The organism is Staphylococcus sp. HMSC068G11, from assembly GCF_001815825.1.
GTDB classification, from domain to species: Bacteria; Bacillota; Bacilli; order Staphylococcales; family Staphylococcaceae; genus Staphylococcus; species Staphylococcus epidermidis.
The window spans coordinates 84,053-100,496 of record NZ_KV822073.1 but is presented as its reverse complement, the minus strand read 5'-3'; the positions used below and the strand labels follow the sequence as shown (position 1 = coordinate 100,496).

Here is a 16,444-nt window from a genome sequence, read left to right as displayed (position 1 = left end):
GCACTTAATAGCAGCGTTTAGCTATTCATTCCACCTATCATACCTGATCCTATTAATATGATGAGTGCAACGATTCCTAATATTATAGATGTTTTTTTAGATAATCGACTTGTTGAGTAATAGACAACACCTGTTAAAAAGGCTTTTAAAAGATTAGTTAAACTGAAAGCCATGAGTGTTTTATTATCCTTTGAAAAAATGTTTAAGCTATCAAGCTTATAGTCTGTTATCTTTAGTCCAAAAACTATTTGAATTAAAGAAATAATAGTTGTAAATCCTAAAATAATGATTGAATAAGAGAGTGCAGCTGAGAATAAACTGCTCGCTTTGGCATCTGATTTAAATATTTTAGAAATAACTAAAAAGATTAAAAATACAACAACAACACTAAAGATTGTTCCTATGAAAGCGCCTATAGTTGTAGTCATACGAAACATATTTTCATCCATTTGGCTATTAGCTATCGATTGGTCATCTAATAGATCATTGCTAGTATTATATGTGATGAAAGCGCTAATAATAGCTAATACTATCATTATGATTGATTTAAGTATCCATTTTGGCTGATGTCTTAGTTTGTTAAAATGATTAACAAATGGAATACTTGAGTTCTGAATATCATTTTCTTTTAATTCCTGTGTACTCATGTAATATATCTCCTTTACTTATTAAGGTTAGTTTGATGGTAACATTTTATTACATAATATAAAATGTAAAATCCTTAAATTTAATTAAATATAATTACTAATACTAATTTAAAGACAAAATGATTGCTACTATATTAAAAATTATAAGATTTAGTGATTTTTTTACATATAAAAGATTAATAATTTTACAAGTGTGTTATCATTTTCTTGTGAATCTATTACACAAGGAGAATATATATGAATAAAAAACTATTGTGGAGCATCATTGGTATTGTAATTATTGTCGTATTAATCATTGCTGCTTTTATATTAAAACAAGTTAATGGTTCAGGTAGTAAAGATAGTAAGGCTTACGATACATATACAGTAAGAAAAGAGACACCTATTAGTTTAGAAGGCAAAGCGTCTCCAGAATCTGTGAAAACTTATAATAATAATCAATCTGTGGGTAATTTCTTAAGTGTTTCAGTACAAGATGGTCAAACAGTTAAACAGGGTGAACGTATCATCAATTATGATACAAATGGGAATAAACGCCAACAACTAGTGAACAAAGTGAATCAAGCACAATCTCAAGTTAATGATGATTATCAAAAAGTAAATCAAAGTCCTAACAATCATCAATTACAAGTTAAATTGACTCAAGATCAAAGTGCTTTAAATGAAGTTCAGCAGTCATTGTCACAATATGACAGACAACTCAATGACAGCATGAATGCATCATTCGATGGTAAAATCAATATTAAAAATGATTCAGATGTAGGTGAAGGGCAACCTATTTTGCAATTAATTTCTTCAAATCCTCAAATTAACGCAACTATTACAGAGTTTGATATTAATAAAATTAAAGAAGGCGATGAAGTAGATGTCACAGTAAATAGCACAGGTAAAAAAGGAAAAGGCAAAATCCTTAAAATAGATGAACTTCCTACAAGCTATGATACAAGTGACGATAGTGCAGCATCATCGGCACAATCAGGGGCACAAGGTGATAGTGAAGAAGGAACTGAAATGACGGCATCTAATCCTACAATTAATCAGCCAACAGGTGGTAAAAGTGGCGAAACATCAAAATATAAAGTTATTATTGGTGATTTAGATATACCCGTGAGATCAGGCTTCTCTATGGATGCTAAAATCCCTCTTAAAACTAAAAAGTTACCAAATAACGTGTTAACAAAAGATAATAACGTATTTGTCGTTGATAAGAATAATAAAGTTCACAAACGTGAAATTAAAATAGAACGTAATAATGGTGAAATCATTGTGAAAAAAGGATTGAAATCTGGCGATAAAGTCATTAAAAAACCAAAAGGTAATTTAAATGATGGAGAAAAAGTAGAGGTGTCATCATGATTGAATTGAGAAAAATCAATCGACACTTTAAAAATGGAAATGAATCAAATCATATTTTAAAAGACATAGATATTCATATTGATGAAGGTGAATTTATTGCTATCATGGGTCCGTCTGGTTCAGGTAAAAGTACGTTAATTAATATCTTGGGATTTATTGATCGTGGTTATGAAGGAGAATACTTTTTTAACAATGAGAATTATCAAAAAAGCTCAGATAATAAGCTCGCAGAAATTCGAAATCATACTGTAGGTTTCGTTTTTCAGAATTTTAAATTGATTCAAAATAACACTATTTTAGAAAATGTAAGTATTCCGCTAATTTATAATGGTTTGAGTAATAAAGCGAGAAAAAGCAAAGTTTTAGACGGACTTCATGACGTCGGTCTCAAAGGTAAAGAGCATCTCTTACCAAATAAATTGTCAGGAGGGCAACAACAACGTGTAGCTATTGCCCGGGCAATTATTAATGACCCTAAGTTTATTATTGCCGATGAACCTACTGGCGCTCTTGATTCGAAGACATCTCAAGATATTATGGAGCTTTTCGTAAAACTGAACAAAGAACAGAATACAACTATTATTATGGTAACGCATGATCGTGAAGTGGCGGAAAAAGCTGATCGTATTATCCATATTTTGGATGGACGTGTGCAAGAGGAAGAGGTGTTGACACGTGAGTAACTTTTCAAATGTCATATCAGTTGCTATTCGTTCCATTTTAAAAAACAAACGACGTAATATCTTTACGATGATTGGAATCATTATTGGTATCGCATCAGTAATTACTATCATGTCGTTGGGAAATGGTTTTAAGAAGTCAACGACTGAGCAATTCAATAATGCTGGAGCTGGTAAAAATCAAGCTTCAATTTCCTACATGACAGAAAATATGGATGCACCTAAAAACAATCCATTTAAGCAAGAGGATATGAGTGTTGTTGAACAGGTTAATGGTGTTAAGAGTGCTAAAGTAAAAGAGGATAAAGATAGCACATATTCAGTCAAAATTACGAATACACATGGCAGTAGTGATGCTAGTTTAAAAAAGGTTGATAAACTGACAGATGTAGATGAAGGAAAAGGATTTACGAATGATGATAATGAAGTGCTAGAAAAAGTAGCCGTTATAGATAAAAAAATTGCTAAAAAAGTATTTAATAATCATGCAATGGGTCAATCTATCTATGTAAATGGAGAAGGGTTTAAAGTCGTAGGCGTCTCTGATAGCTCAGAAGTTGATGAAAGTGGGATGCCTATTGAGTCATTAATTCAAATACCTACAAAAACATTTAATAAATATATGGGCAATTTGACACAAGGTATGCCTCAATTATTAGTTACAGTTGAAAAAGGTTCAGATAAGAAAGACGTAGGTAAAAAGGTCGAAAAAGCGTTGAATAAAAAAGGAACTGGCGTATCTGAAGGTCAATATAGTTATGAAGATAATGAAGCGGTGATGAAAACGATAGGTTCAGTCTTAGACACGATTACTTACTTTGTAGCTGCTGTTGCGGGAATATCACTCTTTATTGCAGGTATTGGTGTGATGAATGTCATGTATATTTCAGTCACTGAACGAACAGAAGAGATTGCAATTCGTCGTGCATTTGGCGCTAAAGGTCGAGATATTGAAATACAATTCTTAGTAGAAAGTGTTGTGTTATGTCTCATAGGTGGTATCATCGGATTAATTCTAGGTATTATTATTGCTACATTGATTGATCTCGTGACACCTGAAATGGTTAAGAGTTCCGTCAGTCTAGGTTCCGTCATCCTAGCTGTAGGTGTATCAACATTGATAGGCATCATTTTCGGTTGGATACCCGCACGTTCAGCTTCTAAAAAAGAATTAATTGATATTATTAAATAATTTATAACATAGAACGGTTTATCGTAAGGTACCATATGGTCGAAATTCTTGTTAACACAGCTATTAGTGTTTATACTGTTGCATTATATTACTTAATGGTTAAGTACACACGATAATTTGAGAGCATAGTAGTTATTAGCCTTTATCACCTATACCCCCTCACTGTTTCAAGTAGAGGGGGTTAATGTATACATGAACATTTATTTCTGACTATCTATCGGTCAGTTGAAGAATGCAAAAAAATTTTAATTTTCATGAATTGAATAAAAAGATAAAAGTAGTGTATGTATTAACTAAAATTAGCACAAGCTTTAATTAATTCGTAATATGAATTTAAAATATAGATATGGAAATATAAAGTGATTAAATATTATATTCGTAATTAATTATTAGAAAATATTGATGTAGATTAAATTTCTATAGAAGGGTATTTATAATTATTTTCAGGAAAAATAAAAAAGCTAATGTAGTTAGCTTACTATCAGCGCACGAATAGTGGTTGATCAATAGAAAAAATTATAGATGCAAAGTAAACCATCCGTTTGTACGGGTGGTTTTGATTTTGTGAGGTAAAAACTCATTATTGTAGGATATACAAGAGTATTGTCTATCGAGCAAAATATAGAAAGGTCATTTGAAAATTTAAGATGATATATAACTTTAAACATTGAGAAGACTCACCTCAAAAACTAAGATTAGTTATTTAAAATGTTTCTCATGCTACTTTTTTCATTTAATGATACCTGAATTGTTATTAATAATATCGTTTTATCAATTTTAATTGTGATTAATGCGATAAAATAGATAAATATAATTAAAAATAATGTATTGAATTAGTTTAAATGCTGTAATCGAATCAATAAAATGTTTTAAAAACTAAAAAGTTAACAAAAATTTAACTAAATTAGTTAAAAAAATTAATGACTTTTATGTTATTTTAAATTTAGCAGTTATTTTTTCATTCTTTATAAGGGAAAAATCTTATAGAGGTGATTTCTTTGAAAAATAATAATAGAATAAAAAGATTTAGCATTAGAAAGTACGCAGTGGGAGTAGTATCAATTATTACAGGTGTAACAATTTTCATCGGAGGGCAACAAGCTCAAGCAGCTGAAATTTCAGTGCAACATGCGGATGCACACCCAGAAGACTCGCAAACAACACAACAATTAAAAAATGATAAGGTAGAAGAAACGCTAAAAGCTTCAAAACAAGGTACTGCTGATAGTCAACAAGTACAAAGAATTGATCAATCTAAAACAAATCAAAACAATCAACATTCTGTAGCTGAAAGTGCACAACTGAAAAGTGATGAGACAGCAAATCAGCCAAAAGTAGAAGAAGAAAGCTCAGTAAAACAAGACGTCCAACCGTTTAAAAATGTAAATCAACAAGACGTAGCTACTCAATCAAATGAGAGAGAAAATAATGACATAAAAGGTGAAAGCCAAACTTCAAAGGCGAGCAATCAACATACTCAGAGTTCTAACAGTCATAATCAATCAATAGGAACAAAAGATAGCGACTCAGAAGAACTCGATCAACCATTAGTGAAATTACAAAAGCCGTCTAATGATTCTACATATCAAACACAATCAAAAGCAAAACAAGATAGCTCTAAACAACTCCCTCAAGAAAAAACAACAAAACATCAAATTCAAACAACTGAAAATGAACAGACAACTAACGTTGATTCTAAAAAAGCTAATGACACTCAAGATGCTAGACAACATACTCAAGAGCCTAAAAATGATACATCAACATCACAAAAAAATCATCATCAAGTAGCTACAAAAGAACAATCTAATAGAAGTACAACAAGGGAGACACAAAAGCAATCAGCAAATTCTAATCAAAATCATCAGTCTACACATCAAGCACAGTTCAAAAACCAATATCCAGTCGTATTTGTCCATGGTTTCCTAGGCTTTGCAGGTGATAATCAATTTAGTTTAGCTCCAAAATATTGGGGTGGTACAAAATACAATATTGACAGAAATTTAACTAATGAGGGATACAATGTACATGAAGCAAATATCGGTGCTTTTAGTAGTAACTATGATCGCGCAGTAGAATTGTATTACTATGTCAAAGGAGGACGTGTTGATTACGGCGCAGCGCATGCAGCTAAATATGGTCATCATCGCTATGGTCGAACATACAAGGGTATCATGCGTGATTGGGAACCTGGCAAAAAAATTCATTTTATAGGTCACAGTATGGGTGGTCAAACCATTCGTCAAATGGAAGAGTTCTTAAGAAATGGTAACCAAGAAGAAATAGAATATCAACGTCAACATGGGGGTACTATATCCGATTTATTTACAGGTGGTAAAGATAATATGGTTGCTTCAATTACTACACTTGGCACACCACATAATGGTACACCGGCGGCAGATAAAATTGGCACACGTAAACTTGTAAAAGAAACGATTAATCGTATTGGTAGATTAAGTGGTGGTAAAGATGTAGATATAGATTTAGGTTTTTCTCAATGGGGATTAAAACAACAACCAAATGAAAGCTACATTGATTATGCGGAACGTGTATCCAAAAGTAAGATTTGGAATACTGAAGATCAAGCTGTTAATGATCTGACAACGCAAGGTGCTAAAAAAATTAATCAACAAACAAGTCTAAATCCTAATATTGTCTACACTACTTATACGGGGTCTGCGACGCACACAGGACCTCTTGGTAATGAATTACCTAATTCTAGTGAAATTCTTTTGTTGAACTTAACCAGTCGTATTATTGGTAAGGATGCAAACAAAGAAATTAGACCGAATGATGGTGTAGTTCCAGTTATATCATCACAACATCCTTCTAACCAAGCCTTTAAAAAAGTTGATGATCATACACCAGCTACTGATAAAGGAGTTTGGCAAGTGAGACCTGTTCAACATGATTGGGACCATTTAGATTTAGTAGGTATGGATGCATTTGATTTAACACATACAGGTAGAGAATTAGGTCAATTCTATCTAGGTATTATGGATAATATCATGAGAATCGAAGAAGCAGACGGTATTACAAATAAATAACTTTATTTATAGTATAAGGAAGCCCTTAATAGAGAGGTCACACTGACCTCTCTATTGAGGGCTTTTGTATTATGGTTATTTATTTTTCTCTTCACGTCTCTTTAGGACATATGCACCACCGAGTAAACCCACAGGTATACCAATAAGCGGTGTGACAATGTTACTTAAAATAAATATGATTACAGTTAAACTAAGTACGTTAAACCAATTGATTGTTAAATTTTTTAAATCCTCATATGATTGTTTGATTAATTCTTTGAATTTCATAGTAAAAAACGTCCTTTATTAAAATAATTTTGTGAATTGAGTTACTAAATAGAATGCTTAATCATACGACTCGAGTGTATAAATGAAATCATAGCAAAAATGAAATAAACAACTGTATATATAATCATTACTATAAATATAGGTGACATTGAGACATTTCCTAGAAGTTTCATAAATGCAAGTGCTGCAAATAATGCATGTAATAAAGCAATGAGAAGCGGTAATCCAAAATTAAATGCAATTTTTAATAGTAAACCTTTAGACATATCAGTGTAGGTAAATCCTATACGACGTAATATCTTAAAGTTATCAAGTTCATCCTCAGTTTCATCCATTTGTTTAATGTAAATAATACAACCAGCAGCCATTAAAAATGCTATTCCTAAGAATGATGTTACAAATATAAGTATGCCATTGCTTTGGTTTATAAATTTCTTATATTCATCGTGCGACACAATATTACGATTAACTTTTGAGGCAATTTTTTCTGCTTTTTTCACATCTTTGTGAGTATTGAAATTAAAACCGTACATCTTATTAACAATATTGTCAGTTTTTAATGTGTTATAGACCTCCGGGCTCACCTCAACTATAGGAGCTCCAAATGATAATTGTGATGGATATATTTTAGAGTCATCTTTGTCTTTAACGATAATAGATTGTTTAGATTTTCCTTTAACTGTTATCTTATGATTTAAATGAATATCTATTAATCCCGTTGATGATTGTATATTCGTTATTTTAGCTTCATGACCCTTGAGATGTGAGTTCATCATTAATGATGTTGTATTAGTAGACATATCAGAACCATTCTTACTCTTCATGACGTGGTCGCTTAATGTTTTTGGATTGATTACTTCATAAGTCCGTTGATGATATTTTAAATTTCCTTGATCTAGTTTATGTTTAAATTGCGTAGCTATTTTATTCTGGCTTATATTAAAATCATCTGGAGAAGTCATTTCTAAAGTTGTATTAGTATTAGATTGTGTAATTGCCGCGAAGCAAAGAATACTAACAGTGAAAGCTGAAATGATAGCAATAACTGTGAGAGACATCGCATTTTTCTTCATTCTGTGCATGATAGATGATGTAAAGACAACGTCTGTGATATTTACACGACCATGTTTAATATGTTTTAGCGTTTTAAAAATAAGTGATACAGAACTTCTAAAGAATAAGAAAGCACCTATAATAGTTAAGAAAAGTATGCTAAAAGGTGTAATCAAAGCAGTTGTTAAAGCTTTAAAAACACCAAACATTTCAGTAGACATATAATATCCAAATACTATCATTATAATTCCTAAAACACCGCTGATTGCTTCAAACGTAGTTATTCGTTTTTGGGTAGCTTCCGGGGTATAATTGTCTTTCATCAAAGCTAAAATGCTGTGTTTTTTTAAGAAAATGTAATTTTGTATCATTATCAATAAAAAAGCGACAGCTAACATTACGATAGTAATAAGTATAGCTTGGGGTTCAAAGCCAATAGAGATATGTGTGTTTAACTTCATTAATTTAGAAGCGATAACAAGTAAAAGTTTTGAACCAAAAATACCAATTAAAGTGCCTAAAATTCCTGTTACAATAAAAAATACTAGTTGTTCTATATTGAGCATTCTTAGAATATTTCTACGTGTTAAACCTATCAGTTGGTATAAGGCAAACTCTTTTGTACGCCTTTTAATAAATAAATGATTTGCATACATTAAGAAAACAACAATAATGATAAAAAGAATTGTAGCACCAATTGTGGCACCATTTTTAATAATAGTTGAAGAATCTGAGTTATTAATACTATGTGAATATTTTAAAGTTGAGAAACTAAAATAAAGTATAATGCTAATCAATAATGAAAATAGAAACATTCCATAATGCTTAATATTTTTTCTTAAATTTTTAAGGATAAGTTGGTTAAATGTCATGAGTGACACCACCTAGTGCGGTTTGAAGTTTCATAATTTCTTGGTAAAATGTTTGTTTTGAATCGTTACCCTGGTAGATTTCTGAGTGTATATCACCGTCTTTTAACATAATGACTCTCTCAGCGTAACTAGCGGCTGAAGGATCATGTGTCACCATCATTATGGTTGAATTAAATTGTTTATTCATATCTTCTAGACGATGTAACAAATCTTGGGCACTTTTAGAATCTAAGGCGCCAGTAGGTTCATCTGCGAAAATGATCGTTGGTTTATGGACGAATGCTCGGGCAGCCGCCGTACGTTGTTGCTGACCGCCAGAAATTTCACTTGGATATTTATTTCCCAGGTTATAAATACCTAATGCCTCAGCCACTTCTTTATAATTTTGTTCCATTTCATATTTATGGAATTTTTGTACTGAGAGTGGTAGCATAATATTTTCTTTTACTGTTAATGTGGGTAAAACGCTATAATCTTGAAAAATAAAACCGAGATGTTGTTTTCGAAAATTTGTCACTTCTTTGTGGCTCAGTTTATTAATTTCTTTGCCTTCAACTTCCACAGTTCCACCTGAAATAGTATCTATTGAACTTAACACATTGAGTAAAGTCGTTTTACCTGATCCAGATGGACCCATGACAGCTACGAATTCCCCTTTTTCAACTGAAAAACTTATATTATTTAAAGCTCGATATTTTTGTTTGTGACCATATACTTTTGATAATTGATTTGCTGTTAAAATAGCCATCCTCTCACTCCTTTAGTTATCTATATTTAAATTGTAGGATGGTTGTGACCTCCTTGCCTTTATCTAAACTTACATTTATAGACATGAAACTTACATGTTTGAAAGATACTTGTTTTATAATTTATCAAAATACATATAAGTGTATGCTTTTGGTTTAATTTGCCGGATTATCCATGACGCTTAATTTAAACTGAATTTTTAAAAATAAGGTTTTAGTTAATCATTAATAATAATTTAAAAATTGTTTGTTATAATTTATTATGAATTTATAAATGGAGAAAAGGAGTATTAATATGAAAAAAGTATTTATGATCATAAGTATACTTACCATAACTGTTACTTTAAGTGCATGTGGAGGTTCTGGAAAACAAAAAGAGCCATCTAAGGAAAGTCAAAAATCTGATAAATATGATTATGTTTATTATGAAATATTAAATGATGGAGATTCTGAAACGCCAAATGTTGAGATTAAATATAAAGATAAAAAAGGTAAATCACATATAGAAAAAGCTGATTTAGATCACGTGTATGAACATATACTAGATGATGGTAATAAAAAACCATATATTGTAAAAGATGGGAAGAAAATTCATGTATACCGACCACCATATATGATTTATGGTGATGATGATGTTGAAGGCAAAGCCATTTCGAAAGATGAAGTTACGAAGTAAAAGAAAGGTGACAAAATGAAACAGCTATTATACAAAACAAGTTGCGTAATGATGGTATTTCTCACGTCTTCTTTAAGTATTGTCAGTACATATTCTCATGCAACAACATCGGGCGGAACGAGTAGTTCCAGTTCGGCAAGTTCTAGTTCAAGTAGCAGTGCAGCTTCTGCATCTAGAGGTTCAACTTCTTCAAGTACAAGTATGAGTCGTTCTAGTGCAATAAATGCGTCTCGTAATGCACAACAATCTAGTCAGCGTGCTGCTCAACAAGCGACAAAATCAAGTCGTGTGACAGCAACCAAAAATAAAGGACAACAGAGTGTATCAAGCCAAAAAGCACAATCTCGTTCTTTAATGCCATCTCAAAGGCCATATGATTCAAGTGCACCGTATTCGTCTCAATATATAGCTACAACTTATTATAATAATTGGTTATTCTATTATATCTTTGCATATTCGTTTTTAAATCAACATGAAAAGAAAAACAGTGTAGATGCTCAATTTAATATGTTGAAACAACAAATGAAGCCTCATGAGAAACTTTATACTGTTACTGTAAAGACCAAACAAGGAAAGCGTGTCGTTGTTGTACCTAAAAAACAATATGACAAAATTGAAAAAGGAAAACACATTAAAGTTAAAAATGGTGTTGTTCAGTAATCTTTTATGAGCCCATGTAAGCTCAGTGATAAATGACATAAAAACATATCAAGGGAGCTATAATAATGAAGAAAGAAATAATAGAATGGATTGTAGCCATAATCGTTGCAATTGTTATCGTCACACTTGTGCAAAAGTTTTTATTTGCTTCTTATACAGTCAAAGGAGCGTCTATGCATCCAACATTTGAAAATCGAGAAAAAGTGATAGTAAGTCGTATAGCAAAAACGCTTGATCATATTGATACAGGAGATGTAGTGATTTTTCATGCTAACGCGAAGCAGGATTATATTAAGCGACTTATTGGTAAACCAGGTGATTCAGTAGAATATAAAAAAGATCAACTATATTTAAACGGCAAAAAAGTAGATGAGCCTTATTTAAGTGAAAATAAAAAACATAAAGTTGGAGAATATCTAACGGAAAACTTTAAGTCTAAAGATCTTAAGGGTACGAATGGCAATATGAAAATTCCTAACGGTAAATACTTGGTTTTAGGTGATAATCGTCAAAACAGTATTGACAGTCGTATGGATGAAGTAGGTCTTTTAGATAAAAATCAAGTTGTTGGAAAAGTAGTTTTGAGATACTGGCCATTTAATCGGTGGGGCGGTAGTTTTAATCCTGGAACATTTCCTAACTAATTAAATAAAAACCTCTTAGTGCATTTTTTTAATGACATGCGTACTAAGAGGTTTTTAATATTTATTCTACTTCAATATGCTTACCGACAGCTTCCCATTTTATAGATACTGTTATGATAATTCCGAGTAAAGGGACAATGGACAAGATTAACATAGTATTCGTTAGACCTACCGCAGCAAGTATGATTGGAAAGACAAAAGTGCCTATGATACTACCAGTACGACTTACAGATTCTACAAAGCCAGTAGCTTGTGAACGTAAATGAGTCGGGAATGATAAGGCGCCAATTGTTTTTCCTTGAGTACCAGGACCTCCTGAATGGCCAAATAAAAACAATCCAATAAGGAAAGTGTTAAGAAGCATTGGTAGATGATGATAAAAGAGTCCTACACATACCATTGAAATTAAAACAAGTGTGAAGCCTATCATTGTAAGCTTCCGTGTACCTAATTTATAAGTCAATTGAGCACCTAAATATGCGCCTAGAATACCTGCAATATTGACTATAGCAGTGCCCAATAATACACCTATTTTATCCTTACTAATAAGATAAGTTGCAATAATAGGTATGTATAAACCAACACCATAGTACTGCATACCTTGTAACGTTGAAATTGCGGTTGCCAGGATAATTCTTTTTATATATCTCGGTTTAAATAAGTCTGTCCAAGAATTTTGAGGCGAAGTCACATCAGAACTTAAATCATCGTCAAGCGTTCCCTCTAGGTGGATGTCTTTATGATAATATTTTCTTACAAATTCAGTTGCTTTTTCTAAAGAATAATGATTAATCACCCATGTCGGACTTTCGTGTAAATATTTAATTCGCAAGATGTACAAGATAAAAGCAATAAATGCACCAAATCCAACTGCATATCTCCACAAATGTGCACCAGCCCCTAGCATAAAGAACGCAATGACCACTAAAGCAGAAGTAACTATTGCAACATACCAAACGACTTGCCAATAATTAACATTTCTTCCTTTATGCTTTAAATTACTTATTTCCGCAATAAAAGTGAAAGCAACTGGACTATCCATTCCAATAGCAAACCCCATTACACAACGACATATTATTAGAATAATTACATTTGGTGCGAATGCTGCACCAAGAGACGTTACAGTGAGTGTTAGTAAGGCAATTGATAAAATGCGCTTGCGTCCAAACTGATATGCTAATGTACCACCAAGTAATGCACCAAATAATGCACCAATAGGTAAAGAGGTCATTACTATAGATAGCGTTGCTGGTGATAAATGAAACTGTTGAGTGAGTTGATCAGTCATTGTACCTAAAATAGTAATATCATATGCATCTAAAAATATAGTTCCTAATATTAAGAATAAAACCACCTTAGATGTCGATGTTTGAGCTTCATTGTCTATGAGTCTAAATAAGTCAGTTTTTGATTTAACGAAATTCATATTTTCATCCCTTATTTTCATCTTCTTTTCAATCGTAATCCAAGGTCGTTAATTCAATATAAAATTAAGATTAAAAAATTATTAATGTTTTTAAAGATGAGAAGTGATTTGTGGATAACTAGAAAGGTGAAAAATAAAAAAGTTGTTATAGCAATGTTTAAGTAAGGGTGAAATTATCCACAATAGCTTGATCGTATGTGTATAATTTACAGAATTGTGTGACAATCATAGCTGTTTATTTGCTATCAACACTTTTAAATGTTGGAGGGATAAATTGTATGATAAATTACGTTTAATTTATTACGAAAGTAAAAGATTTAATTTTTTAGAAATTTATTAATAAATAAAGATATTTTCTGTGTATACATATTGTTAAAGGTTGCATATTTTTTAATAATTTAAAATAATCTAATTAGAAAATTATTTTGATTAAATATAATTCGTTGTATTATTTAATAAATGAAAAGCAATTAGATTTTTGCAATAGTTTAGAAAGCATTTGGTTTTTGAGAAATGTTCATTTTTAAAATGAATGAATATATAGAATATCCTCGCAATTGAAACAAATTTTATCACTCGAATTCCTCAAATTTATTATTATCTTCTTCATTGAGATTGACTAGATATCATTAATTTCTTAACTTAAAGATTTTCTACAGGAAAGTTCTGAAAGAAAAATCATTTAGCCCAATCGCTTTATCTTTGGTTTTGAAAAATTAGATAGAGTTTTCAAGTTTTTGTATAAAATTGACTATCACTATTTTGAGGTTTCTAGCGCTTACAGGTAATAGTCTTCTCCATTATTCATATTTCCAAACAATCCTATAATTTAAGCTTTATTTATGAATATATTTGCTAAATATTAAAAATTTATAGTTAAGACTGTATCGAAGTTTGATAAAGATTAATTTAAATCTGTGGTGGTTCAATTTATTTTTCAAGTTGTTTGTAAAAATCTTGTTTTAACTCTCTTATCAACGAAAATTCTATAGAAAATGTAAAGTTTCTAAGACATCTATAAAAATAAATACAATTTTTGGATTTTACTAATCAATATTGAGAAGTATATTTTAAAAAAAGTTATCTCAGTGTTTTTAACGTTTGTGTTGTTGATGATTATCTATCTTAAGTTAAGCTTTTTCACTCTAATATTGGTTGTAGGTATAAGACAATAGAAACAAGAGAACTACATACACACTTGTGACTTAGAGAATATCGAATTCTAGTAATCAAGTTTTATGACATAATCCTATATTCGTGTATACTAAAATAACAGAAAATTCTAAAAAAGGATGGTTTTGTATGTTTAGTTATCAAATAAATAAAAATATTAAATTAAAAATATTAGAAGAACGAGAAGCAGAACAGTTATTTAAATTAGTAGATAGCAATCGTGATTATCTAGCTGAATTTCTACCTTTTGTTGAACATACGAAGAAGGTTGAAGATAGTAAACACTTTATCCATTCGGCGTTGCAACAATTTATCGATGGTAATGGATTTCATTGTGGAATATGGAATAATAAAGAATTGATTGGAGTCATAGGATTGCATTACTTAGATTTAGTTAATAAAACAACTTCAATTGGTTATTATTTAGCTGAAGACTTTCAAAAGAAAGGTATTATGACTAAATGTACTAAAACTTTAATTCATTATGTATATGAAGAATATGATATTAATCGTATTGAAATACGAATGTCTACCAAAAATAAGAAAAGTCGAGCTATACCTATAAGACTAGGGTTTACACAAGAAGGTATATTGAGAAGTAATGAACGTTTACAAGGAGAATTCTCAGATAGTTATGTTTTTAGCTTGTTGAGAGAAGAATGTACGTATACTAGATAAAACTCCTCGAAAGATATGTTTATCTTTGTTTTAGCGAAAGCATTCAAATAAAATTTGATAATCCTCTAACAACTTTAAAAGCGTCTGGAGATGATAATCCAGACGCTTAAATATATTATGCTTATTTTTCACGAAGTACACGTGTCATTTCTTCAATTTTACCAGTGTGTAAAGGCACATGGATAGCATTTAACATTAATAATTCATCAAGTGTGTTACAACCTGCGATAGGTTGGTCTAATTTCTGAGCTAACTGCTCGTGTGTTAATTTTTTAGCACGTTCTGGTAATGTTTGAATGTGTTGTTTGATTTCGTTGATAGCAGGTACATCTTGTCCTTTCCAGTCTCTAGGATTTGAACCATATCCAAACAATTTATTATATTTTTCAACATCTACGACATGTTGATTGCCTAATGATAATGCTTGTTCAAAGATTGTTAATACATGACCATATTGCCAATGTAAAGTGTTTGGGAAATGTTGAGTTTCTTTATCTAATACTTCTTCAACATTCCAATTGTCATAATCGGCTAAAAGATTGTTTACGCCCAATTCAATGACATTATAAACTGTGATATTACTCATCATATTACTCCTTTCATATATCGATGGTATTACTAAAAATACCCATCAAAAAGGTAGCATATGCATTAAAGATAAAAGTTATCACAAGTTTTAGTTAAAATTTAATGTATATGGATCTTCTCTTTTTTAATCTGTTCCTTTAATACATATATATAAACATATCAGTGTATTAGCTGTAAAAACTGAGAAGTAAGATGAATCTAGAGTTGATTGGAGACATTGATATACGAAAGGATTGATAATTCAACTAATAACTCGAAATTTAGTTCGAATGCAGTAGGCCCTTTTTGACCGAAATAAAGAGCAATGATTTAGAGTAAATAACGAATGTGTATAAAGTAGTTCTAGATTAGTATAGGAAAAGCGTGCCTCTTTCTTTTTAAACTCCTACGAGATACATTTATTTATCATCTAATCTGATAAGTTGGGTTCTATTGAGCCAGTGACACTTAAAATATGATGGTCATATACTTATTGATTATGAATCATTATGCTTTTTCTTATTTTATCTTTAATCATTTCAGAAGGAACAGCAAAGATAAATACTAGAATAAACAAAATGAGCGCTAAGTGAGGTACATTTTCTAGGAAATACCATCTTAAGTGCCAGTCAAACATATCATTTGCATAATTTACAAAATACTTGGTAAACAATAAAGCAACACATATGCCTGTTAAAGTATCTAAAACTTTAGTTAATAATGTCATTAAAGTACTCCTTTATCCCATTTTTAATTAACTATT

Annotated in this window: 15 protein-coding genes; 8 read left to right on the top strand and 7 right to left on the bottom strand. The window is 30.9% G+C overall.

Going from position 1 to position 16,444, the window contains the following annotated elements; genetic code table 11:
• Window positions 1-17: 17 nt before the first annotated feature.
• Window positions 18-647, bottom strand: a complete 630-nt coding sequence (locus HMPREF3058_RS04805) for a YIP1 family protein (RefSeq protein WP_002503272.1) — start codon at window positions 645-647, stop codon at window positions 18-20.
• A gap of 237 nt (window positions 648-884) precedes the next feature.
• On the opposite strand from HMPREF3058_RS04805, the gene HMPREF3058_RS04800 reads away from it, so the two are divergent.
• The 4 genes from HMPREF3058_RS04800 to lip all read left to right on the top strand — a co-directional run bounded on the left by HMPREF3058_RS04800 (window position 885) and on the right by lip (window position 6,919).
• Window positions 885-2,003: an efflux RND transporter periplasmic adaptor subunit gene (locus HMPREF3058_RS04800; RefSeq protein WP_070731169.1), complete on the top strand. Its 1,119-nt coding sequence runs from the start codon at window positions 885-887 to the stop codon at window positions 2,001-2,003.
• Window positions 2,000-2,686, top strand: a complete 687-nt coding sequence (locus tag HMPREF3058_RS04795; protein WP_002458527.1) for an ABC transporter ATP-binding protein — start codon at window positions 2,000-2,002, stop codon at window positions 2,684-2,686. The genes HMPREF3058_RS04800 and HMPREF3058_RS04795 overlap by 4 nt, the downstream gene beginning before the upstream one ends.
• On the top strand, window positions 2,679-3,875 hold the full coding sequence (locus HMPREF3058_RS04790) for an ABC transporter permease (RefSeq protein ID WP_002487246.1): 1,197 nt from the start codon (window positions 2,679-2,681) through the stop codon (window positions 3,873-3,875). The genes HMPREF3058_RS04795 and HMPREF3058_RS04790 overlap by 8 nt, the downstream gene beginning before the upstream one ends.
• Window positions 3,876-4,873: 998 nt before the next feature.
• Window positions 4,874-6,919 carry a YSIRK-targeted triacylglycerol lipase gene (gene lip, locus HMPREF3058_RS04785; RefSeq protein WP_070731165.1) on the top strand — a complete coding sequence of 682 codons (2,046 nt, stop codon included), beginning with the start codon at window positions 4,874-4,876 and terminating at the stop codon, window positions 6,917-6,919.
• Between the two features lie 75 nt (window positions 6,920-6,994).
• On the opposite strand, the gene HMPREF3058_RS04780 is transcribed toward lip, so the two are convergent.
• Genes HMPREF3058_RS04780 through HMPREF3058_RS04770 form a run of 3 tightly spaced genes read right to left on the bottom strand, consistent with a single transcriptional unit; the run spans window position 6,995 to window position 9,859 of the window.
• Window positions 6,995-7,186, bottom strand: coding sequence for a VraH family peptide resistance protein (locus HMPREF3058_RS04780; RefSeq protein WP_002447657.1), 192 nt, complete (start codon window positions 7,184-7,186; stop codon window positions 6,995-6,997).
• 44 nt (window positions 7,187-7,230) lie between these two features.
• Window positions 7,231-9,111: an ABC transporter permease gene (locus HMPREF3058_RS04775; RefSeq protein ID WP_002499498.1), complete on the bottom strand. Its 1,881-nt coding sequence runs from the start codon at window positions 9,109-9,111 to the stop codon at window positions 7,231-7,233.
• Complete coding sequence (locus tag HMPREF3058_RS04770; RefSeq protein WP_070731162.1) at window positions 9,101-9,859, bottom strand: ABC transporter ATP-binding protein; 759 nt, start codon at window positions 9,857-9,859, stop codon at window positions 9,101-9,103. The genes HMPREF3058_RS04775 and HMPREF3058_RS04770 overlap by 11 nt, the downstream gene beginning before the upstream one ends.
• A gap of 293 nt (window positions 9,860-10,152) precedes the next feature.
• On the opposite strand from HMPREF3058_RS04770, the gene HMPREF3058_RS04765 reads away from it, so the two are divergent.
• The 3 genes from HMPREF3058_RS04765 to lepB all read left to right on the top strand — a co-directional run bounded on the left by HMPREF3058_RS04765 (window position 10,153) and on the right by lepB (window position 11,837).
• Window positions 10,153-10,533, top strand: a complete 381-nt coding sequence (locus tag HMPREF3058_RS04765; protein WP_002474869.1) for an LptM family lipoprotein — start codon at window positions 10,153-10,155, stop codon at window positions 10,531-10,533.
• A gap of 15 nt (window positions 10,534-10,548) precedes the next feature.
• Window positions 10,549-11,193, top strand: a complete 645-nt coding sequence (locus HMPREF3058_RS04760; RefSeq protein WP_002474867.1) for a hypothetical protein — start codon at window positions 10,549-10,551, stop codon at window positions 11,191-11,193.
• 65 nt (window positions 11,194-11,258) lie between these two features.
• Entirely contained in the window at window positions 11,259-11,837 is a 579-nt protein-coding gene (gene lepB, locus HMPREF3058_RS04755) for a signal peptidase I (protein ID WP_002458534.1), read from the top strand.
• Window positions 11,838-11,898: 61 nt separating this feature from the next.
• Here the strand turns inward: lepB and HMPREF3058_RS04750 are convergent, their stop codons facing one another.
• Window positions 11,899-13,263, bottom strand: coding sequence for an MFS transporter (locus HMPREF3058_RS04750; protein WP_002499497.1), 1,365 nt, complete (start codon window positions 13,261-13,263; stop codon window positions 11,899-11,901).
• Window positions 13,264-14,565: 1,302 nt separating this feature from the next.
• Here HMPREF3058_RS04750 and HMPREF3058_RS04745 point away from each other — a divergent pair.
• Window positions 14,566-15,114 (top strand): GNAT family N-acetyltransferase, encoded by a 549-nt coding sequence (locus HMPREF3058_RS04745; protein ID WP_002491731.1) that lies wholly within the window; start codon window positions 14,566-14,568, stop codon window positions 15,112-15,114.
• A gap of 121 nt (window positions 15,115-15,235) precedes the next feature.
• On the opposite strand, the gene HMPREF3058_RS04740 is transcribed toward HMPREF3058_RS04745, so the two are convergent.
• Both HMPREF3058_RS04740 and HMPREF3058_RS04735 read right to left on the bottom strand, forming a co-directional pair.
• Entirely contained in the window at window positions 15,236-15,700 is a 465-nt protein-coding gene (locus HMPREF3058_RS04740; RefSeq protein WP_001831338.1) for a bacillithiol transferase BstA, read from the bottom strand.
• A gap of 471 nt (window positions 15,701-16,171) precedes the next feature.
• Complete coding sequence (locus HMPREF3058_RS04735; RefSeq protein ID WP_049386217.1) at window positions 16,172-16,408, bottom strand: epilancin biosynthesis-related protein ElxI1; 237 nt, start codon at window positions 16,406-16,408, stop codon at window positions 16,172-16,174.
• Window positions 16,409-16,444 lie beyond the last annotated feature (36 nt).